Below are 24088 nucleotides of genomic sequence, written 5' to 3'. Positions count from 1 at the left end.
GAGGAGTAATTGTGGCTACTAGATATTTTGGACAACGTATTCGTCGCAATGAAGATCCTCGTCTTCTTACTGGCCAAGCTTTGTTTACAGACGATGTAAATTTACCAAATACATTACATGTCGCTTTCTATCGCAGTGACTATGCCCATGGGAAAATTCTCAGTATCGATACCGAAGAGGCAAAAAAACGACCTGGAGTCATTGGAGTATATACCGCCGAAGATCTAGGCGATTATTGGCAAAGAGGTCCCCTTTTAGTTCCCCCCCCACCAATTAAAGATATTGTCTTTAACGAACGCACACAAGTCCCTCTTGCAAAAGATAAAATTTGCCATGCTGGGGAAGCTGTCGTGATGGTTGTTGCAGAAAGTCGTTATATTGCAGAAGATGCTGTAGAAGACATTGAAGTAGACATTGACTTTTTAGATGCTGTTGTAGATATTGAAAAAGCCATGACGGATGAGAGCCCGCTCGTACATGATGATATTGAAAAGAATATTGCGGCTCATGTGGTCCAAGAAAAAGGAAGTTATTCGTCTATTCGCGATAAGGCACATACGGTTATTTCGCGGAAGTTTATCTATGACCGTGGAACAGCAGCGGCGATGGAAAATCGCGGTGTAGTGGCGAATTGGGACGAACGGAATCAACAGCTTACTGTTTGGGATACCACACAAGCCCCGATTCCTATTCGCAATGGCCTTGCTGCGATGTTGGGACTTTCTCAGTCGCAAGTGCGTGTAATCGCACCGTTTATCGGCGGTGGCTTCGGACCTAAAATTATGATGTTTTACCCGGAAGAAGTTTTGATACCGTGGGTTTCAAAACAACTAAAGCGCCCTGTAAAATGGATCGAAGATCGCGAAGAGAACTTTTTTTCAACAACACATGAACGCGGTCAAGTGCATGAAGCGGAAATTGCCGTAGCAGAAGATGGCAAAATTTTGGGTATTCACGATGTTTTTGTCCATGATGCCGGAGCATATGCACCTTATGGACTCACTGTTCCCATCAATAGCCAGTGTACACTACTTGGTTGCTATGATGTACCAAATTACTACAGTGAATTTACTGCCGTATTCACCAATAAACCCATTGTTACTCCTTATCGTGGAGCTGGACGACAGCACGGGGTTTTTGTTATGGAGCGTTTGCTCGACTTAGCGGCGCAAAAACTGGGCATGACACCTGTCGAAATTCGTAGGAAAAACTTTATTCCCCAGGATGCTTTTCCGTATGACAATGAAATAATATACCAAGACTTCTCTCCATTGGTTTATGACAGTGGTAACTATGAACCGGCATTAAAACGTGCCGTAGAACTGATTGAATACGATAAGTTCATCAAAGAGGAGCAACCGCGTTTACTACAAGAAGGAAAACGCGTTGGGATCGGCATTGTTTCTTATGTAGAAGGTACGGGAATCGGTCCTTATGAAGGGGCTAAAGTATCCATTGATCCAAGTGGCAAAGTAAGTTTAGTAACAGGTATTGGAACGCAAGGGCAAGGACACTTTACATCTTTTGCTCAAATTGTTTCTGAGGTTTTGGATGTACCAGTTGAAGATGTACGTGTTGTCACAGGAGATACACTAGAATTTGGATGGGGAGCCGGAACTTTTGCTAGTCGTGGAGCTGTAGTTGCTGGAAGCGCTTGTCATGAAGCGGCGCTAGCGGTGAAGAAAAAAATACACAAGCTCGCTAGTGAGATCTTGGAAGCAAGTGAAGATGATCTTGAGGTGAGCGGAGGCAACGTTCAAGTAAAAGGTGTTCCTGACACGGCGATTTCACTAGGGGAGCTTGCGGCAAAAGCAAATCCACTGCGTGGAGCTGTAAAACCAGGAACCGAACCAGGACTTGAAGCCACCTCTTATTTTGGCCCTTCGCGAGGTACGACGGCTAGTGGAGTACATGCCATGATTGTCAGTGTTGACCCCGAGACATTCCTTGTCAATATTGAAAGATATATCGTCGTGCACGATTGTGGAAGAGTTATCAATCCAATGATTTTAGATGGGCAAATACAAGGTGGTGTTGCCCAAGGGATTGGTAATGCCTTTTACGAACAACTATTCTTTGACGAAAATGGACAATTGTTGAATGCATCGTTTATGGATTATTTATTGCCGACATCTCTGGACGTACCAAAGATTGAAGGTGATCATATCGAAACCCCGTCACCGTTAAACCCTTTAGGGGTAAAAGGAGCAGGAGAAGCAGGAGCTATACCTGTGGGAGCACTATATGCCCAAGCTATCGAGAATGCTTTCCACGATTGTAATTTAGAAATTCTAGAAATACCTCTAAGTCCCAATAGACTATATGAAATAATCTCGCAAAACAAAACCAAGGAACAAATTTAGACAACTAAGGAGAAGTTGGACATGAAATTAGAAGGCGAATTTACCTTTAAAGGATCGCGTGAAGAAGTTTGGGATTTATTGCAGGATCCAGATGTCCTTATTACAGCACTTCCAGGCGCTAAGAAAATGGAGAAAACCGAAGAAGATAAATACGAAGCAGAGATGGAAGTTAAGGTTGGTCCTGTTTCGGGCTCATTTTCTAGTAAAATACAATTAAGTGATAAAGTCGAACCCGAAAGCTATACAATGGTTGTAAACGGTAAGGGAAAGTCTGGTTTTGTCAAAGGAAAAGCTCAAATTTCCCTCGAAGAAAAAACGGAAAGCGAAACTTTGATGAAGTATGCTGCCGATTTACAAGTGGGTGGAAAACTCGCTAGCGTAGGGCAAAGACTTCTTGATACTGTAGGTAAGAGTATGGCGCGGCAAAGTTTGGAATCCATGAACGCAGCTCTTGAACATCAAATAGATCCCCGAGCAAAAACAGAATATATTCCTCCATCACAAGTAAAATTTGCTGTAGGAGTCGCAAAAGATGTTGCCGAGGATTCCGTGAAAAATCCTATGTTTTGGGGTATATTAGGAGTTGTGGGAGTTGGTATCGCAGCTGTTATTTGGTATTTTGTAAAATAAAACGATTAGGAATTCGAGCATGAAGCCTTGCACATTCGAATATTATAAGCCGTCTTCGATGGAAGAAGCACTTGATTTAATGCACCAGTATGGAGGTGAGGCTAAAATTTTAGCTGGAGGACAAAGTTTAGTTCCGGCAATGAATTTTAGACTTGCCACACCAGGCATTCTCATAGACATAAACGGCCTACAAGATTTATCATATATAAAAGAACATCGTAAACACGGTGTACTGATAGGTGCTATGGCACGCTACTCCGAGTTGGAAAAAAGTGATGTTGTTGCCAAAAAATGTCCACTATTACACGAGACAATACCCTATATCGCACATCCTCAAATTCGCAATCGTGGAACGATGGGGGGGAGTCTTGTCCACGCAGATCCTGCGGCAGAGTTGCCAGCTGTTATGTTGGCTTTAGATGCAAGTTTACGTTTGCGCAATAAAGACGGTGAACGGGTCGTGGCTATCACCGATTTTTTTACGGGAATGTTCGGCACCGCGATGAAGGAAGACGAAATTCTCACAGAAGTTGCTATCCCTCATATGCCAAAAAGATATGGCTTTGCCTTTGATGAAGTTTCTCGTCGTCATGGAGATTATGCCATGGTGGGAGTTGCGGTCAGTTTGAACGTTGATCGCAAAGGGCGTTGCGAAAAGGGTAAGATTGTATTTTTTAGTGTGGGTGATGCTCCCGTTTTCGCGGAAAAAGCTTCGCAACTTTTAGATAAACAAAATGTAAGTGAAGAGTTACTCGAAAATATTGCCAACGTGGCATCTAGTGAAGATATTGAACCGGGGTCTGATATTCACGCTTCTGCAGATTATCGCCGCCACTTGGCAAAAGTTTTAACGAAGAAAACATTGAAGCGCGCTTTCGACAAAGCTTTAGCGTAATGCAAGATGAAAAAGTTTGGGAAGAGTCGCCCGTTGTTTGCGAACCAATATACAAGATAGACGAAAAACCTCCTTCATGGGGAGAAAGTATTCTGTATGCATGGCAGCATACATTAGTCGATATTTCTCCCTTTGTTTTGCCTTTGGCGGTTGCCTCTGCTATGGGGATGACTCAAATTCAAGGTGCAAAATTCGTAAATTTCTGTTTGTTTGCCATGGGAATTTCTACTCTAATCCAAACGACTTTAGGTAACCGTCTTCCTATTATACAAGGGCCTTCTGCCACACATACCGCAGTACTAAAAACCGTTGGACCTATATGTGGGGCGTCTACTATGTGGCTTGCTATTTTCCTTGGTGGAATTTTGGAAGCTTTATTGGGCGCACTAAGAGTTTTGGGATTTTTACGTAAATTTTTTCCCATCGCTGTGTCCGGCTGTGTCGTAATGTGCATAGGTATTTCCCTCGGAAAAGTGGCGATGAGTTGGACCTTTGGCAATAAAGACACCATATTTCTTGCCGGCCTAGTTCTTTGTATGATTTTGGGTTTGCAAGTATTTGCAAAAAATGTCTTAGGCGGTTTAATTGCAAGAGCGGCTATTTTTATTTCAATTTGGGTTGTGGGATTGGGAATCGCTGGTTTTTTTGGCTTAGTGGATTGGGACATCGTTGCGCAAAAGCCATGGTTTTCGCTGCCGGAAATATATCCATATTCTTTTTTTGAAATAACATCTACCGACATTTTATTTGCCGCTGTTGTGGGAGTTTTTGCTGGCTATGTTGGTTCTATTCTCGAATCCATCGGTGACTATGCGGCCACATGTGCTGCATGTGGTGAGACATACAAGGTAAAGCATATGAATCGCGGAATTACCGCGGAAGGTTTCTCCTGTGTTCTCTCTTCTCTTTTGGGAGCTATGCCTTGCACCAGCTATAGTCAAAATATCGGTATTATAAGTACTACACGCATTGCAAGTCGCTTTGTTGTGCAAATAGCCGCATGCATTTTGATATTGTATGGCTTATGTCCTAAGTTTGGCGCACTGTTAGTTGCCATGCCACGTTGTGTACTAGGAGCTGTTTTTGTCATTGTGTGTGGTATGATTTCCGTATCAGGTATTCGCCTTTTAGCGGCGGCAAAAAATACCAATGAAAATTCACTTATTATTGGTATCACTTTGATAAGTGCTCTTTCAATACCATCGGCTGTGCAAGGATGGGATTTGCCGATACCTCTCAAAATCTTAACGGGAAACACAGTGGTTGTTGCCGTTGTTGTTGGCGTTACGCTAAACGCTGTGCTAAACAAAAATATTCAAAAAATACAAGAAACCACAAATGAGTGTATAGATGAAAATAGGAAAGCGATTTCATAAAAAAATCCTTGACTTTTATTTAACTAAAAGTATAAAATTTGAGGAAAATACTTGGGTTTAAAATCAGGACATGTTGTAATTATATGTGTTTTCTCTACATTATTTTTTACCAAATCCATCCAATCAAATCCATTCATTAATAAAGGCAATTCATGACAGTGGAAAATATAGAAAAAGTTGATAAGATGATCAACCGCACATTTGGTTCGTGTGTTGTTAAAGAGAAGATTGCGGTGGGGGGGTTTGGGACAGTCTATAAGGCTATAGATACTAAACTTGATGTTCCAAGAGCATTGAAAATATTTCATCCGCACTTATCAGAAGAAAAAGGGTTTCGGCAACGGTTTGAAATTGAGATGCGCCTTCTTGCACAACTTGATCACATTAATATCGTGCGTATAATAAGTGCTATTGATGAGCCGGATATAACAGGCTTCATAATGGAGTACGTCGAGGGAAAAACTCTTGCAGATATTCTCGAAGATGATGGCGCCTTTCCGATTCAAACAGCATTGGATGTGTTCATTCAAGTGGGGAAATCCATTGCATATGCTCATAATCTTAAACATCAAATCATTCACCGTGATTTATCCCCTGACAACATCATGATACGTCCAGATGATGTTGTAAAGATTATGGATTTTGGAATTGCAAAAACGATAGGCTCTGAACGTGTTACTCAGACCGGTATTGTTCTTGGTAAACCAACATACATGGCCCCCGAACAATTTGAAGGAACAGTGTCTGCTTACACTGATCAGTACGCCTTGGGTGTTATTCTCTATGAAATGGTCACAGGACGTGTGCCCTTTGATGCTGAGAGCCCTATTGCTCTATACAAGTTACACCTAAATGAAGATCCTATCCCTCCTGTAGAACTCAACGAAAAAGTACCGACGTTTTTAAACAACGTCATTTTAAAAACGTTGGCGAAAGATGAAAAGGATCGTTTTAAGAATGTTGATGAACTCATAGACGTTTTACTTAACCAAGGATCGCCAACAACTAGACTTGAGAATAAAATAACGCCTCTTATTATAGATGCTCACCTAGCGGTAGACCGTGAAAATTTTGGTGAAGCTTTGGAAATCTATGATAAAATATTGGCAATGGAACCAAGCAACAAAGAAGCCTTAACGAAAAAACAAGAAACTTTACAACTCGTAAAAACTCATCAAGAGCAGGACTTAATAGAAGAGTGGTTTCATCAAGCGCAAGCTTTTCACGAAGCAGCGATGCATGAAGAGGCGTTTAACTACGTAAAAGATTTTTTGAAATTGGCCTGCCACTATCAAAACTCTAAAACAGTAACAAGGTATATTTCCTCTTTGCAAAAAAGAATGCCTGAGACATTTTCTAGCGCACAAAACGCTGTGAAAGAAGAGTTGGAAAATTCGCAAAAAATTACTCGTGTTGGGAAAAAATTATTTCAGCAAAACAAATTTGCACAGGCGTTGGAAAAATTTGAAGAAGCGCTACTTATTAATCCATACAGTGAGCTTATTCAAAAATTACAATCACTATGCCATAAAAAAATAAAAATGGCAAAAATTGCGGAAATGTATCGCGATGCTATCATGGCTCTAAAAAACGAAAAGTATGCAGAAGCTGTGCATTGGTTTGAAGAGGTTCTAAAATTACATTCCGGTCACAAAGATGCTCGCAAATATTTGGAAATGGCCCAAGCTGAGTTATCGCGCTTACAGAAAAATCGCTCTGAGGTCGATGATAAATACAAGCAAGCTGTGGAAGAATATAACAACTGGAATTTTACCCGCGCTATACAAATCGTCGAAGAAGTGTTACATATAGACGGTGAACACAAAGATGCAGAGAAATTATTAAGAGAAACCAAAGATCGCATAGATGAAGGCAATAAAATGGAGGAAATCGCTTTCTTCTACAACCAGGGCATGACATTCTTCAAAGGTCAACAATGGGACAAAGCGATCAAGTGCTATGAACGTGTTCTTAGGTATATGGAAACGCATATTGGTGCCGAAAAATACAAACAACTTGCTGAGAAGAAACTCAAGGATCAAGTACAAATTGATCAGGCACTACAAGAAGGTTTGGAGAACTTTCGAAATTCTAAGTATACACAAGCAATCAAGAGTTTTGATTTTATTTTAACGCTTGATAAAAACCACAAGGGTGCTAGACAATATAAGACTCTGTGCGACGAATTACGAGGTTTAGGAGCAGAAAGCTAGGTATAAAATTCGCATATTGTTGTTTAAGGGACCCTCTCTTAGTCCTTAACACCAACTCTATTCATAAATAGCTCTCTACAGTTAAATTTATCAAACACATCCTAGAATAATGGTCCTAGAAGAAGACTTCTATGGGCCTCTTTTTTTTTAGGGGTAAAAAAGTGACGTATTATTTAATTTACCTATCAATAGCTTTTTTTCTTACCTATTCTACTGTGTACCCAATAAAAAGGATCGCAAAGAATTACCAAATTGTCTCTCGAAAAGATACCATTCGTGGTCGGGAGATTCCGTATTTCGGAGGGGTAGCTGTATATTTAGGGTTTATACTATCATTGATTCTGTTTTTCTATATTGAATTTCCGGACCAAGAAATCAAAATCTCTCTGGGAAACCCTAAGTTTTTAGGCATTCTCTTAGGTGCTATTTTAGTAACATTTTGTGGATTAATACACGACGTGTACCCATTTTCGGTATTGTTGCGCATTGTAATTCATATTCTGGCCGCTTGTGTTTTAATCGTCAACAGTATTTCTATTGACCACGAATTTTTACGCTTTTTACCTTTTTCTATGGGAGAAGGGACATTTTATTTAGGCAATATATTCTTATCTATTTGTTGGGTTGTATTTATCATAAATGCCTTAGATTCCTTAGACCAAATTGATGGACTATTTACCAATATACTTATCGTGATTAGCTCGGTATTGTTTCTGTTTTCTGTCGTCGGCGATCAATACGAAAACGCGCTAGTGCTAGCTGTCGTGATTGGATGCTTGCTAGGTGTCTTTATCGATCAAGTAAAACCAAGTAAAATTTTGCTTGGTAAAGCTGGAACGTATTTTTTAGGATTTGTTATCGCGGCGACTTCTATGGATTTAACCTTTTCGTCAAATGCAATCGTTAGTTTTGTTGTACCCGTTGCCATTTTAGCGGTGCCGATTGTGTATTTTGTGATGTCACTATTTGTCGATAAGAAAAATTCGATATTGTTTTTTATAAACCAGGGAATCAGCGAAGAAAAACAAATATTTTATACCCTTACAGTAACATGTGTCCTGAGCGTTATTTCATTTGCAGTAGCGCATTATGCGGGATAGATGATATGGATGAAGAGAAGGTAAAATACTTTATACATTGCTTGGCTTTTTTTTGTATGCCCCTTATAATTATAAGGGGTATTGATTTACTTTTCCTAACGGAAAAAGAATCGCCTGTGGTCGAATTTAAAACTGTGAGATCACCAAAAACAAAAACACTATGGCGAGGGCATTTGTCACAACAAAGCCAAATCTTTTTAACTCCATACAGCGACTCTCCGCAACTCAATCAATTTAACGATGAAGTTACCAGTCGCTTTTTTGAGAAGAAATACCAATTTTGCTTTTTGTACATTGTTCATTTTGGACAAACCCCTTTGGAGTTTGATCCGCAAAAGATTATATGTTCGATAAATTTCAAAAGCAAATCAGTACATAACGAGGCTATAACACCAAAAAACGCATCATTATATTTGGACATTCTTTTAAATAAGCAAAAAATTGCCGGCAAAGCTTTACACAAATTTCTAATAGCGTTTGACACAAATGAATCCATCTTAAAATGTGAATCAATTGAGTTTGTGTGGCAAGAACAAACTATTACTACTAAAAAAATCGTATGTTTGAGGAACACTTTTAATGAATTTTTGGCAAAGCCTACATCTAAATTCTTCGATAAAGAGAATAATTAGCATACTCCTCTGCATAATTTGTTTAAATGCTAAAGAAATAAGTAAAGAGCAATTACTATCTCTTTTTTCTATTTTGGAAGATAAGGATACCACAAAAGAATTACAAACGCAGACAATTAAGCGTATCATTGATTTAGGTGTGAAAGTCGAGCCTTATGTTGAGGAGAGATTGGCATCTACAAAAAACCCACATTACTTTTATATTTTACAGCAACTTTCTGAAAGTAAAGATAACACCTGGAGTAAGGCCGACTATTTTTATCAGCATTACCAAAGTGCTCTTCTTTTAGCAAAACAAGAAAAATATACGCAAGCCATCGCCATAATAAAGGCTATTTTGGTTTTAGAAAAAGATTTACATTTTCAACAAGAGATGAAAAAGGCGCTACAGAATATAGAAAATAAGAAAAAGAGAAGCAGTGAATTTATTACCACAAATGCCTACGCTTCTTTAAAGTATTTTTCGTTCCAAGATAAGCTCAATATAGTCATTGCCATTAAAAATAATGGCTTTCAGCCTATTACTCTTACGTGCGGAAAAAAATACCTTGACCTTAAGATCACTTCAACAAAGTTTTTTCTCTCCGGGGATAGTCGTACGGAGATTTCAACCAAGACTCCGCGTATAGAAGAAAAAATTACCATAAAGGGCGGTAAGTGGTGGAAAGCAGAGATTAGTATTCCTCAAGAACGTGCACTCAAAGAGTGTTACCAACAATTGGAAGTCGAAGCACAAATTAACTTGGTTACTTTGAAAAAAGCAGGGAAAAATCACTTTCCTAAAGTTGATTTTCCAAAAGCAATGATAAAAATATTGCCTAAGAAATACCATGTTGTTGTGGTAAACCCCATTGCTTATTTTAAAGGTGCGGTATCGAAAAACTATCCTCGGGTTTTGTTCTATACGTCGTTTTTTATTCGCAAAAAAAATCATAAACACGCAATCGCGTTTCTCATTGAAAATTTGGAAAAAACATCTCTCACTCCTCTTGTAAAAAGTATTCTTGTGAGATTTACCCACCAAGATTTTCCTACGATACGACGTTGGAAAAACTGGTGGCGAGCACGCAATTGGGCATTAAAGTAAAGAGAAAAAGATGACGACTTTTCAGATGGACAAAAAATTAGAAACGGAAAAAATTTCATCTCCGTTAGGAAAACGGTGGGTCTTTTTTTTACAAGTACACAAAAACTCTAATACGCAAAAGTCGGCCAAAGCGCTTATTAATTTGGTAGAGTGTTTATTTCGTTATACCACACTAATTACCGTATCTGATTACTTAGCATACACGAAAAGGTACAGTAGGGATAACCACATTGCGGTATACAAATGTTTAACACAAAAGAGAAATTGGACAAATAACTGGTTAGCTTGTCTTGATAAGGTATGGCCAAGTAAAGAGACGTTTATAACCGATATAGCTAGTCTACAAAGAGAAAAAATAATAGACGCGTTTGCCACGATTCTACAAATAAATGTTCCTACAAATAAAAAAAAGAAACATATTTCTGCGAAAGAGTACAACCGCTATTTAAAGCACTTTCAGCATTTAATACCCCTTATCAAATGTTGGAACAGCTATTCTCTCATGTACTATCAAGATTTTCCTTGGCAACAAGACAACGAGGTTACTGTCCCGGTATTGTCATTTGTTGGACTAAAACCCAAACATTCACTACAAGACATCAAGTCGAAAATCCATGGTACACTTGGTAAATTTTATCTTTGTAATAACAGCAATTCTCAGTTTTTGTCGCTATATCCATTTTTCTATATGAATGCACAAAAGACCGTGAATTTTTTTACATACTTCAATACAAAGAAACAGCAAATCGAATACATCAACTACGACGATCGCACGAAAGAAAAGACAACGAATAGTTCTTTTGTAAAAGAACTTGCGATCATTTGCAACTTTTTAGAGAAGCTCCCCAGTGATTTCATGTATTCAACTATGGAGGACGTTTCTTTTGCAAAAGAAATTTTTTATCCTTCTCTAGAAAAGTTATCTCAGTATCGCAATGTACACAAGAAAATTAAAACAAAGCTCAAAAAATCATCGTTTAATATTGTGACCTGTTTACATGAGTTACTGAGTAAATTTTTCATCAATGCCTTTCTCGAAAAGTTACTGTCTCATGATATTTTAGAAATTTTAGTACAACTGGACTTTAGTCAAAAAATATTATGCCTAAACGATTTATATCCAGATTTGGAAAAAAGTATTGTCCACATACTCGAAACAACGAATGCAAAAATTAAAAATGATAGCGCCTTATTTCACAAGTTGCACAATAAGTTTTTGCAAAAGAAAGATTATGATACACTCAAATTTTTGATGTTGGTGTGGAGTACGATTAACCAAGAGATTGTTATCGAGCATATCGAAAAGTTGCCTTCGGAGTATCGCGAAGAAATATTTTTAGTTATCCTTGACTTTTTGCTTGATGAAGAAATGTATGAGGAAGCCATATTCTTCTTCGATAATTTGTATTGCGATAAAGATTTACTTCACAATAAGTCCACCATTATCAAATTAATTAAAGCTTTTATCAATGTAGATCCGCAACGTGCTTTTGATACATGCCAATTGTTTATCTACAATTGGGACATCCAGTGGATCGACGATGTCGTTGAGGACCTTATTCATATTTCTTTGCGTAAGACTGTTGCCTTGGTGGATGAAAGTAATGCTGACCCCAGTACCTTTGATCATGCGAAGTGGCAAAGATGGATTGTTATCTATGAAATTTTAAGTAAGAAAAAAGATTTGCAGTTATTGCAAAAATTTATTGAAAGTGTTGGTGACCCTCTTTCACGTCTTCGTTTAGAAGGGGTTTGTGCTCTATCTTTAAATAAAATGGATGTGTTCATGAAGATTGTTTCGGAGATTTCTTTTTCGAACAATATCGAACAAATTATTGGTAGTATTTGTTTTTTTATCCATTATCTCGACGACAATCTAAGCGTTGACGAAGATCTTACAGATAAGCTCATCGAAATCATTCATACATACAGTTATAGCTTGCTAGATTTTGTGGGTACATACAACATCAAGAAGAATAGTCAAAAGTTTTTGGCGAATATTCATGCCGGGGATATTATCCGTATAAAGAGAGAGTTTGAGGAAGACGATAAGAAAATATCACTTTTTTCTATCTACATTAGTTACCTGATTGCCAAAGGGTTTCTTTCGATTGATGACCTACAAAAAAATGCAGCATTAATTGAAAAAAATTTCCTGCACAGTTCGGAAAATAACTTTCAAGAATTGTTTGAAATTACGGAAAAGGTGGAAGATACCCATAACTATGAATACAACACCGTAAATCAATTGTTGGCGGAAATGGCCACTGTGTTGTGGGGAAAAGACAAGCAAATTGCCATATACTATATCGAACAGATTATTCCGGACATGTTGTTTGATAAAGAAGATGCGGTCAAAAAATTAGTGGAAAGTCACCCAAACATCAAGTTGAAAGAGTTGGAAACTTTTTCTCTCGAAAAGTATGAGATAGACCGAGTGAAAGTGCTGTGGCTTGATAAACACATCACTAATTTTCCACAGAATATTGTGCCTCTGTACTCTAAAGTCGATGAAACATTAAAAAATAGATTGATCACCAAAGGAATTCCTTTACTTATTGAGTTTAATATTGAAGAAGCCATTAAATTTATGGAGGTGATTAAAAAACAAGCTATTTTTGACTTTGGCAATCAAATGGGGACGATTTTTCTAAAGTTATATCGCTATGATGAAGCGATTGGTTGTGATTTTTTGCTTAATGTAAGTGGTTGGGACCTTACACATAACTCTGCGGTATCAAACTCATTATTGCGCGCATTAAAAAAGCTTTCTTTGCGAAAACTACTCAGTATATATGAGACGATTATCGCACATTCTGATATTTTGTATCGCGAGGAGATTTACACATTATTGCTCTCGGCAATTGTCCATCGCAAACCTAGTTTTACGTTTGAACTTCTAAAAGAAACTTCGACGAGCTTTTCTGGGAGTATATTAGAAAAAATAGTTTATAGTCTCATTTCGCAGCTCTGCAACTCTAAAAAAAATCTAGCGTATCAGCTTTTTGAATATCTGTATGCAAAAATGCAAATTAAAAAGTTTACCATTGATGATGTCTCTTTATCACAAATAGAAAACGCTATTATTGACTGTATGCGTGAAGAAAAGTCGTGGAATGATACACCGGAAATTTGCATCCATCGCTGGATGGTATCTCCAAGACTTTTTAGTAAGTTATGTTTTCGTTTGTTATTTTCGATGCCGGAAAGATCAATATCTTTAGCGCGTTATCTGGTGGGAAAAAAAGAAATATTTTACATTCTTGGGGAAGCGCCATTCATTATCAATAGCGATAAAAGTTTAGATATTCAAATTGAATTTAATAACGAAGTACTTCCCGTTCTATCGGCGGCAAATAAAGATGCACTTTTGCAATTAATTCTTTTGTCAATGCACCGTCTTGTGGACCTTGAAGATGTTTTTCCCTACATTCTTAGCTCCATTTGGTCGCGCGAAGATACGCAAAAAATTATAGAGGCATTACCCGAGGAGGCCGAAAAACATTTATCGCTGGCAAACTACATTACTTTTATGGTAGCAAAAGAGCTAAATGGATTTAATCGTTTGCGCTTTGAAAGCAATTTGAAATACTTTAGCGAAAAGTTTTATAAAAAAGAGTCAGAAAAAATAGATATTGAAAAACAATTTTTTCCAGTACTTTTTAGAATAATGTTCTGGGTAAAACCAGAGCTTGTCGATGAAATTTGGTTAAGCTATTGGGACCAACAAGACTTTATTGCGTTTATACTCATAAGCACCATTGATGACCCGAAAAAGCAAATGTTGTGGATTGATAAAATCATCAGCAAGGAAGATCGCTTAGAGGGGTTTGAAATGATCGCTACTTCGATTATTGAGCATAATTTTCCCGTGATTGAAGGTTTTTGTGAAGATTGTGCGCAGGCGATAGAAGACTATGGCGGATTTGAGTTAGTATATTTGCGTGTGCCTAATATTTTCATCACACTGTTAGAACTGGACATTGACACGGCCATTTCGCTAATTAATAGTATTTTTGATGAGGAAATTTTGGCGTCTTCTGTAGAGTTTGCTTTGGAATATCTTTGCACAGCGAAAAATTTTTCACAGAAAATGTGCAAGAGAGTCATTCTATGGTTGAAAAATACATCGATTACGAAATGTATTACCGCCAATGATCAGTTGTATTTTTACTGCCAATTAGTGGAGAGAATGCTAGACATTGATTGTGAGCGTGAAGCGCGAAAACTAATTAATGAGATAATTCGTTTAACAAAAGTATGCCAAGAGCGCGAAAAACGCTATTACTTAGAAGATTTGATTACGCGACTACTAGACCGCGATGTAGAGCTAGCTTACAAAATAGTACAGAGTTACGAAGACAATGAAGATTTATTTGTCAAAGTGGTGGCGCAAAAGTCTTTGGATAATTTGCCGCATGCCATCGATATGGCGAAAAATCATGAGAATCCTGAAGTGGTGAATTCGGCCCTTGAACAAATTGCGATGACCTTAGTTGCCGTAAAGCCTGAAGATGTGTTTGCGATAGAAAACTACATAGATGAGTTGCTCTGCGGAGATCTTGTCTATGGTGCATTGGCACTCGCCAGTGCCAAACAGCAAAGATCTCCAGATGAATATATGGAGAAAATAGAAAACTACAATATTTTGCTGCGAACCTATTGTGAAATAGCTGAAGTATACCTGAAAAAAGACGATACGCCGCAATATATAAAATATCAGAAAAAAATAGAGCAAGCAATAAAAGGTATAAAGCCGAGTTATAACTTTCTAGGTCTTTCCTTAGAGTGGAATTCTGGATTCCCTGTAGAGATCCCTACCGAAACGTTGGAGAAACTCAGTTATTTGTATCCAAAAAGTACGATTCAGTTGTTTTTGATGTATTTGGAACACGATCGTTTTATCGATTTAGAGGAAGCACTACAGGCTATTTTTCGCGCCGTTGCACTACGTTGTCCTGAAGATGTTCTTGGTATTTTGAAAAAAGTGGAACATTTTGATTTGGGAAATTATGAAGATGTTTTGCGAGAAGAGGCGAAAAAAAATCCGAAGAGGGCCATGAGTTGGTTGGTGCAAGTTGATCAGACACATTTATACCCACTTGTTTTGGATGAAGTAAGTGACCAAAAAACATTTTTTGAATGCCTGGAATTGGCTTTAGAATATAGCCATAACTTTTCTAAACAAGACTATATCAATCGTTTGACAATGTTGATTAAATATTTATTTCGTATAGGAGGTCAATCTATCGTTTTTCGTATGATCGAAGTTGTACAGATATTTTCTCCTCCACCTTTTCCTGCTTCTATCAACGAAATTATCCAGGGATGTATTGATATTTGCAATGACTGGGAAAAAAAGCAACGACAACAATTTAGTGATTAGGAATATATCGAATATCTAAATCTTTTCTTGAAGAATACTACCTCAGTGTGTCATTCCTGCGAAAGCAGGAATCCACAATTAAAATTAATTTTCTACGCCTGGATCCCTGATCAAGTCAGGGATGACCGTGCCCAACAGCTCGCTGTTGTTTTATTAAAATGAAACTACTTCAACTTGCTGTTGGGATTGTACAATTTGGTCGTATAAAGTGTTGTACAGTTATTACTTACGGTCAAAATTGCAAAGCCATTTTGTTTTGTAGTTCCAGAGAACACTGTCGGTTATTGTACTTTATTGAATACGATTTAGTTGATGACACTTTAAAATTATTGTAACAGGAGTCAAAAGTGAAGTCCAATGAAGCGAAGGTGAAGTATAAAGCCACCAGAGAAAAGTACGAAAAAGAAAAAAGCCTCATTGATCGTTTTCTGTTTTCTACCGTTCCCGCGGAATTATTACAAACTTTAAAGCGTTTGTTTGGCGACGTTGTGGAGTGGGAACAAAAAATTTATGAAGCAAAAACTTTAAACGCAAAGCAAAAACAAATTGTCAAAAATATTGGCTTACTGAAGAAGCAACTACCGGGTTTAAAATCTATTAAGTACTGGCAACTTCTACAAGTTCTCCTGCGTTTTCCTGGTAACTTCCAGCTTGCAATTCAAGACGAGTTATTTGCCATGATGAAAAAGGGGGAAGAATTTTCTTCTCTCCCCTCTAAAATCAATCCTGAAAACTACAAAGGAAAATCATTACGCTTTTTCCTCACGGATTGCTTGGCTCTTTCACGTCTCAGACAAGAGCAGATTCAAGTACTTGATGAAAGAGATATTCACCGCGCTATCGAGATAGAAAATAATTTTTCGATCATCCCCAATCATTTTCTGCTCATAGAAAAAATAAAACAAGAAGGGGTTATCTCTATTTTCCGCGGTTTGAATATCGAAACTGATCAGCAAATCCTCATTAAATATATACATAAAAGCAAGAAAAATACTGAGTTGTCAGAAAGTGAAAAGTTAGATCATCAAAGATTTGCAGAAGAGGCAAAGAGTTTCGAAAAACTACAAAAGTATCGTTCACAAAAAATAGATGCGGGTGAGAGAACCATTGACAACTTTTTTGTCAAAGCCTACCGTTTGGCTCGTGGAAAGCGCAATAAATTTTCCACGGCAAAAAATACTTTTGTTCGCGAAGAGGTAAGTGAAAGTATTGAGTTCATGGTCATGCGTTATGTCGATGGTGTGAGCCTAGAGGATTTGTTTACCGAGTATCGCCAAAAAAATATACAAGTATCACTAAAAATTATTATGTATATTTTAGACGGTCTCCTACAAGCTTTGGACTACTGTGCAAAAGAAAAAATTACCCACCGCGATATTTCCCCACGCAACATATTAATCACTAAAAAATTTGAGGTAAGGCTAACTAATTTGGGGTGGGCAGCCTTGGATATGAATCAGGATCTACCCAAATGGTCGTTTATTGGTGGCAGTGCTGGGCATGTAGCCCCGGAAGGCATTTTCAAAAAAGCGGAGAATATTTCGCAAGTTGTTATGCGTACCGATAACCGTTTTGACTTATACTCCGTAGGATGTTTAGCATACGAGATGCTTGTTGGACATTTACCTTTTGTGGGAGCAAGTGACGTAGATGTTTTGAAAAAACATCTTAGTGAAAAACCGATCGCACCGCAACGAACGCGCAGTGAAATATCGACAAAACTGAATGATTTTGTCATGAAGTTGTTAGAGAAGTCTCCCAATAAAAGATACGAAAATGCCCACGAAGCTCTCTTGGATTTACGTCGTTCCTTTACGCTAACACAAAAAGCAAACGTAATTGGGCACAACGTGATGTCAAAAGCCCCGCAACAAACTCAGGAATTCAATATCTCTAGTTTACCACTAGAGACAAACAAAAAAAGTTTTGCGCGACGTTTTGTTTTTCTTTGTTTATTGGTGGGAATCATCACCTCCTTGTATCATTATCGTCAAGAAGTGTGGACCTTCGCAAAAGAACAGTTGCAAAGGTATCAAAAAAACAGTGCATACACCGGTGTGCAAAAAGACCTAGCGGATTTTCGCGACAAAATTGTTTACAAAACGGAACGCTGTAATAGCATTGTTTTTTTGTTACAAAATAAATACCCGGCCAAAAAAGGTTATCCGCAACCAAGTAACCGCGAACTGAGCATTCTTAAATCACAAAAAGATTATCTCGCTCTTCTAGACCATATCAAAAAAGAAGGGGAGCAAGAGTCGAAAAAAAGCTCTGAGGCAGCTTTTGAGTGGGCCGAAAAGTATAAAAACTATACTAGCTTCAACATTAGCGCGGTAAATATGCTGGATCGTTTATATGACAAGTTAACCGCCACCCAGCGCATTGCAAAAAGTTTGAAGAAAACGCGTGATGAAGAAAAAATGATGCGTAAAACGTATCGCTTGCTCCAAGAGCATATTGTGCAAACGGAAGAAAAGGTCAATTTAATCGAAGAAAAGCTTGCGGTTTTGCAGGAACGTTTTCCGACAAAAAAAGGGTATCTCCCCATAGATGAGTTTATTTATAAAAATTTGCAAAAGGCGCAAAATCAGGTTAAAAAATACGAAAGTGTGGTGGCACAACTCGCGAACAAGATGAAAAACAACCAGTTTGGCGATGCTATTGAGATTTCCAAACCCTATCAAAGAGCAAATGAAGAAGATTTGGAATACCTGACAGATACACGTGATACGGTGCAACAAATTCTCTCTTCTTGTGAAAATATATATAGAGAACGGCAACAACGCCGTGCGTTGGATCAAACGTTTGTCATGCTACAAGAACGCGTTGTTAAACTACAAGACGCTTTACAAGCGGCAAAACAGCAATGGCAAGAGACGAAAAAGATTGTTCCTCAAACAACATCGCCACAAAAGATTTTTACCCAAGCAAAACAAGAAATTACAAATTTGAAAAATTTAATTACCGAGGTGAATGTACTCTTGGATAAAGTAGAGGAAGAAAAGGCGATTGAACTACTGGAGCCATATGTTCAAGGTAAAAAAACGGTTCTTCCAAATTTACTTTCTCTAAAAGAACAGTTTGTCGATCGCATTCGCATTGCGAAAGCACCAAAAACTCCGAAGGTAAACAAGAACGATATCATTACCTTGCTTTCCGCTGCAAAGACAAACTTGTCACAGATGCAGCAGGCCGATATTTCGGTTGATAAAAATGTGCAGTTTCTACAAGAAGAGTTTTCGAATAAATCTTTAACAACAAAGCAAAGTTCCTTTTTAGAAAAGGCGAAAGAAAGCCAAAACAATTTGTCTAATTTGATAGAACAAGCGGAAGAGCAACTCAAAAAAGATAATCTTGCGCAAGCTCTGAAAGTTCTAAAAGAGAACAAAAATGACATTGTTAACGGAAAAAAATACGCACGTAGCCTTGAAAAGCTAACGGTATATCTAAAGGATAAAATAGTTCTTTTACAACGTGAACGCAAGCAAGCTCGTTGGTTAGCACAAGCAAAACGCATTCTTAAAAGAGTGGAAACGCAAAGTGAACGTTTACAGCGAAGTTTTCTTCCTGTAGAACAGAGAGTAAAGCGTTTGACGAATATTTACCCCGCTTCTAGAGGGTATACGCAAGTTGAAGATACACTTTTGGGCACCGTTCAAGAGGCAAAAGATATTGCAAATTTGTATAGCAGTAAAATCAAAAATGCCAAGATTTTACTCAATAAAAAAGAGTATTTACAAGCGATTAAGTTGATCAAACCACTTGACCAGAGTAATAAAACGTATTTAAGCTTACTGAACAAGTTGAAAAAATTAGAAGAACGGACCATTGAAGTACAAGAAATTGTCAAGGTCGAAAAAGTCGAGAAGCAAAAACTACAAAAGATGCGTAACTTGATTCTTCAATTGAAGGAACGTAAAAAAGAAATCGATACTCTGATACCCAATATACTCAGTAATATTGAAAAATTAAAGACGTACGATGCCGAAGATGGCTATATGAATTTAAGTAAACAAAGCAAAAAGTATGTTCTTGAAGCCAAAGGCGAGTCAGAGGAACTCGATGAAATTATCCAAGAGGCTAGGCAGATGTTTATCAAAAAACGCTATGCTGATATGCAAGAGTTAGTACTTCCATATGTTGATAACCCTACTTTTTCGATGTTACCTCTACTAAAAACGTATATGAAAAATAGTTCCCGTGCATTGCAGTTTAACAATGAACTCAAAAGAAACGTAGCTTTGCGAACGGAGCGTAAAAATAACTATCTGAAAAACGAACGACACAAACAAAATCTCAATAAGTGGCGTAAGTCTCCAGGCGCATGGTATATCGGTTTGGAGAATTCTCTAAAAAGCTATGAAAATTTGCGTTTACAACCACTATTAAAAGACCGTGGAAGTTTACTCATACGCGATCGCATTGAGGTGACTATTAAAAAAATACGCGAATATCCCGATTTAATGGCCGAACTAAAAGTGTTGACGAACGAGCTGAAAAGCAATGGGAAGAGCATAGCACCACCGAATAGTTCTAAGGGAAAGGCGCTACGCCGCTATCTCTCATCGCAAAGTATTGAAGTTGATGTTCAGGAAGAAATGCAACAAGTCGAAAAGTTAGTCTACGAATTACAACGCGAAATCAAGAGCTCATGGATTGAGGAGCAAACCTTACGCGGTATGTTGCGTAGTTTAAACAGCATTTCGCGGAAGTTTAACGAGGAGTACATCCCGGTAAAAAGCGTGTTGATTAACTTGCAGTATCGAAAATAGTAAGTTTTACATCAATATACATTTATTCATACTTTCAGAAAAGAATAGTAAGTTTTATGAAAGTATGAATAACGGGGGTGTGAAAAGAGATTCGTTTTCATATTGGTGCCCTCACCATCGTCTTGTAGTTGATTTAAGGTTACATGAATTCTTCTCCGAATTGGTGCCCTCACCATGGTCTTGTAGTTGATTTAAGGTTATATGAATTCTTCTCCGAATTGGTGCCCTCACCATCGAATCTAAGGTTTTAGCTTCGCTAAAAGCCTTAGTTCTCATGCCTCTCCCACAGGGAGAGGCGTAACACGTCTAAATTGATCTTATTGTGTTATTTTGTGCCGCTGCATACACAGCGGCAATTCTACCAAGATAATAACGCTACACTACTGTCTCGCAACTCAAGTGAATTTTGTTTTTTACAAAAGAGACTACTGAAACCTCTCCCTGTGGGAGAGGTATGAGAATAGCAGGTTTCAGCTACGCTGAAATCTGCTAATTCGATGGTGAGGGCATCAATATGAAAACGAATTTCCCGCTCAAAACCCACCCCCGTTATTCATACTTTCAAAAAACTCACACCTATTTTTGTAAAAATGCCCGCAAGAAAACCTGCCACTGTGTTGTATTATCGGTCTGAGAGTCATAATCTGTATTGATAGTGACTTCTCTGTAATCAAACACCGTTGCCAGTGGCACAATGGCAATCTCAGGGTGTAGTTTGTCGATATGATAGCCCTTGGCTATTTTGTGAAGAATCGCCGGGGAACTGTAGTACTGTATATACTTCTCTCCTTTGGCGACTTGTTCCGCTATATTTGGATTTTTTACTGGTAAACTACGTGCTAAATCCATAAGACTTTGTTGATGATCGCTTTTACTATGTACCGCGATGCAAAATTGTAGCCAGGCGATTTCTTCCAATGTTAATTTGTATTTGTCTTGTATATTCTTACGCAGTACCTGTGTTAACACTGGGTGATTCACCGCGAAAGTTTCGTGTGCGGTGGGCTGCTGAATCAATTGTTGTTTTTTTTCTTGTACTTTATCGAGAGCTTGTTTGACCATTGGTTGAAGTCGTGGATACGTCGACAAAGCTGTGGAGAAGCGGTTATATTTCTCTGTAAAATACATATCGGCTGCTTTTGACTGCTCTGTCTCCGGTAGCAGAAAAATTTCCCTTTTGGCGACAAATAAGCGGAAATCTTCTTCGATCATTTTTTCAATAAACTTTATGGCGACAACAAAGTACTTATCAATATCAATTCCGGTACGTTGCTGGTATTCAGTTGCGAACTTTAGTATCGTAGTTGCCGCGTAAACCAGCGACGTTTCGCTAAATTTTGCGTATTGCGCGATGAAATCAGCAATTAGGTCTGCGGAAGTTTCGGGTTGCCATACCATTGCCACTCCTGGTTTTTTAATCAAGGGATGATCTATGAGTTTTGCAGTTGTTATGGTTCTTTTCCACAATGGATTGCGAAATTGTATTTGTTGTGGGAGTTCACTTCCATGAATTTTTTTCCACAATTGATTTGCGCGATGAAATAATTTCTTTCCTTGTTGCTCTCCCCAAATTTCAATATAGCCAGCTTCACTCTGTGGTATATTCACACCACAGTTGATGGCGATGGTGATATGTTCCGAACAGTAGGTTTGTAAAAAATTTTCATTGAGAAGTAGCTGTTGATACGGAGTGTCGATCTCGACGTCAATACCAGCATCTATGAGTCGTTGATTCAGTTCCTTGCGTACGTAGGACGGGTCTAGCCATCCGCGATAAAACTCCAGAGTCTCTTTAAGGTTGTGTGTTGTAAACCAGTCATAGTCGTACTCTTCAGCAAATCTCGGTCCATAGTTGGTTTGGTTTAAAAGTTGCAAGGTAATTTGTAAATTGCGATTTAGTTGTGGTTGTGCAACTCCTTGTAGTGAAATACTGTATAGGTGAGCTGGATATTGTGTTGCCTGCCAGCTGTAATTGTGATAACCCACAGGTGTATTGCGTAAGCGACCTTTTCCCATATACGCTGCGAGATGTGATATGCGATTTTGTGTTAAATATTCGTTGGTTTGCGAACTGGGACAACAGTAGGCTGCGATGGCAAAAATGGGCGCACTGTCATTAAGTGACATTACTTTTTTGTAGTAGTCATCCACAAGCTGTGAACCATGTCCCCAACGAAAAGACGAGTTTTGTTCGTCGTATTGTGGAATGACAATTCCTTCGGCGGTTATTTTTTCTTTTACACTGTGGTCCTTAATCGGAATGACACGTATGCCTAAGACGTTTGGGTTGTCGTGAACATTATATAGTAAATCAGGTACACGCAGTTGTTTTTGTGGTAGTTTTACATGAAAAATACCGAAATTTTCGTGATGATGAACACCATAGTTTTCGATTGCCTGGGAGGTTAGTTTCCATTTACCTTGGAAATACGTTTGTTGTGAATGTAATGTGGTGCATAAATAAAAAGCAATCAAGATACTGCGAAATAGCATAAGCCTTCTCCTAAAAAAGTTGTGAAGGGGGCTTATGCAAGGAGTATGCCATAATGTGAAAAAGGTGTATGCTCTACGCGCAAATACTTTTATTTGCTTTGCGATAAAAAAATGTTGACTTTTTTTCGTGATGAGATTGGTTGTATTGTTGTGCAAACTGCTGCTCAATGTGTCGCAATATTTGCTTTCATTTGCACAATACTTTGTTGTAGCAATGACAATTTACCACTGACTTTCGCGGCCTTCCCAATTGGTTAGCGATTCTCGGGCTTGTAACCACTCCTTGGGAATTCCTTGTTCTCCCACGCTAAGAGCGACAATACCGCCAACAATAGCACAGGTGGTATCACGGTCTCCTAGCCCACTGACGGTTGCCCACATTGCTTCTTCGAAGTCATTGATGTGGCGTGCTGCACACCACAATGTAAACGGTACAGTATCTTGCGCGGAGATTTGTGAGCCATTTCCCAATGCCGCGGTTGCGGTTTCGACTTTATAGGAAAGTGGTAGTTCGCATGCTTTTGCTATGCCGCTTTTTACGTCACTGTCAGGTAGGTGCTCTACAACAAAATGCAACATATCATGCGAAATTGTCGCGTTGCCTTGGTGATTAAAAGCCCAACTGGCAGCTAAAGCAACGGCCAAGCCACCTACTTTACCTTCCAAGTGGGCATGTGTTACTTCACCGGAGAGTAGCGCGTGTTTTTTTAATAAAGGAATATGATCGGCAAAGTATCCACCCAGTGGGGCAATACGCATCGCAGCGCCGTTTCCATAAGAGCCACTGCCATCAAATACGCTAGGAGAAACTATGCGCCAGTCTTGCCCTTGGTAAATTGCTTGTAAAATAGAGTGCGCCATTCCCCCGTAACCACGATAGATATTTTTTTTATAATTTTTTGCCAAACACTGGGCAAAATAATCTTGGTCGATGCCATCGTGTTTCTGGAGCGTTTCGACAATCGCAATACCCATAATAGAGTCATCGGTGAGGTGCCAGGGAGCTTGTGGAATAACACGTTCTTCAATTTTGCGTACGACTTCGTCATAATTGCCAAAAAATTTCTGGCCAAAGGCGTCACCAACAGACAGTCCTTCCAGGGCAAGTTGTGCTCGCGGTAATTTTTGCATATTGTACCTC

General features: G+C 38.5%; 11 protein-coding genes. 9 read left to right on the top strand and 2 right to left on the bottom strand.

Features of this window, described 5'->3' with window-relative positions:
* Nucleotides 1-11: 11 nt before the first annotated feature.
* From UABAM_RS28860 to UABAM_RS28820, 9 genes are all read left to right on the top strand, one after another.
* Nucleotides 12-2363, top strand: a complete 2352-nt coding sequence (locus UABAM_RS28860; RefSeq protein WP_151971459.1) for a xanthine dehydrogenase family protein molybdopterin-binding subunit — start codon at nt 12-14, stop codon at nt 2361-2363.
* Nucleotides 2364-2384: 21 nt separating this feature from the next.
* A complete protein-coding gene (locus UABAM_RS28855) occupies nt 2385-2993 on the top strand; it encodes a CoxG family protein (protein WP_151971458.1) in 609 nt (202 codons plus the stop codon).
* 19 nt (nt 2994-3012) lie between these two features.
* Nucleotides 3013-3888, top strand: coding sequence for an FAD binding domain-containing protein (locus UABAM_RS28850; protein WP_151971457.1), 876 nt, complete (start codon nt 3013-3015; stop codon nt 3886-3888).
* Nucleotides 3888-5264 carry a uracil-xanthine permease family protein gene (locus UABAM_RS28845; protein ID WP_151971456.1) on the top strand — a complete coding sequence of 459 codons (1377 nt, stop codon included), beginning with the start codon at nt 3888-3890 and terminating at the stop codon, nt 5262-5264. Before UABAM_RS28850 ends, UABAM_RS28845 begins: the two co-directional genes overlap by 1 nt.
* A 152-nt stretch (nt 5265-5416) precedes the next feature.
* The gene (locus UABAM_RS28840) at nt 5417-7477 is read left to right on the top strand and encodes a serine/threonine-protein kinase (protein ID WP_151971455.1); all 2061 of its coding nucleotides are present in this window, start codon (nt 5417-5419) and stop codon (nt 7475-7477) included.
* A gap of 161 nt (nt 7478-7638) precedes the next feature.
* A complete protein-coding gene (locus tag UABAM_RS28835) occupies nt 7639-8577 on the top strand; it encodes an MraY family glycosyltransferase (RefSeq protein ID WP_173013638.1) in 939 nt (312 codons plus the stop codon).
* A gap of 579 nt (nt 8578-9156) precedes the next feature.
* Nucleotides 9157-10296, top strand: coding sequence for a hypothetical protein (locus UABAM_RS28830; protein ID WP_151971453.1), 1140 nt, complete (start codon nt 9157-9159; stop codon nt 10294-10296).
* Between the two features lie 10 nt (nt 10297-10306).
* A complete protein-coding gene (locus UABAM_RS28825; RefSeq protein ID WP_151971452.1) occupies nt 10307-15682 on the top strand; it encodes a hypothetical protein in 5376 nt (1791 codons plus the stop codon).
* Nucleotides 15683-16029: 347 nt separating this feature from the next.
* Nucleotides 16030-20454 carry a protein kinase domain-containing protein gene (locus UABAM_RS28820; RefSeq protein ID WP_151971451.1) on the top strand — a complete coding sequence of 1475 codons (4425 nt, stop codon included), beginning with the start codon at nt 16030-16032 and terminating at the stop codon, nt 20452-20454.
* 576 nt (nt 20455-21030) lie between these two features.
* Here the strand turns inward: UABAM_RS28820 and UABAM_RS28815 are convergent.
* Nucleotides 21031-22947 (bottom strand): alkaline phosphatase family protein, encoded by a 1917-nt coding sequence (locus UABAM_RS28815; protein WP_151971450.1) that lies wholly within the window; start codon nt 22945-22947, stop codon nt 21031-21033.
* A gap of 222 nt (nt 22948-23169) precedes the next feature.
* Nucleotides 23170-24078: an ADP-ribosylglycohydrolase family protein gene (locus UABAM_RS28810; protein ID WP_151971449.1), complete on the bottom strand. Its 909-nt coding sequence runs from the start codon at nt 24076-24078 to the stop codon at nt 23170-23172.
* Nucleotides 24079-24088: the final 10 nt, after the last annotated feature.

The sequence above is a fragment of the Candidatus Uabimicrobium amorphum genome, from assembly GCF_009002475.1.
GTDB classification, from domain to species: Bacteria; Planctomycetota; Uabimicrobiia; order Uabimicrobiales; family Uabimicrobiaceae; genus Uabimicrobium; species Uabimicrobium amorphum.
This window is presented reverse-complemented; position numbering and strand designations above follow the sequence as displayed.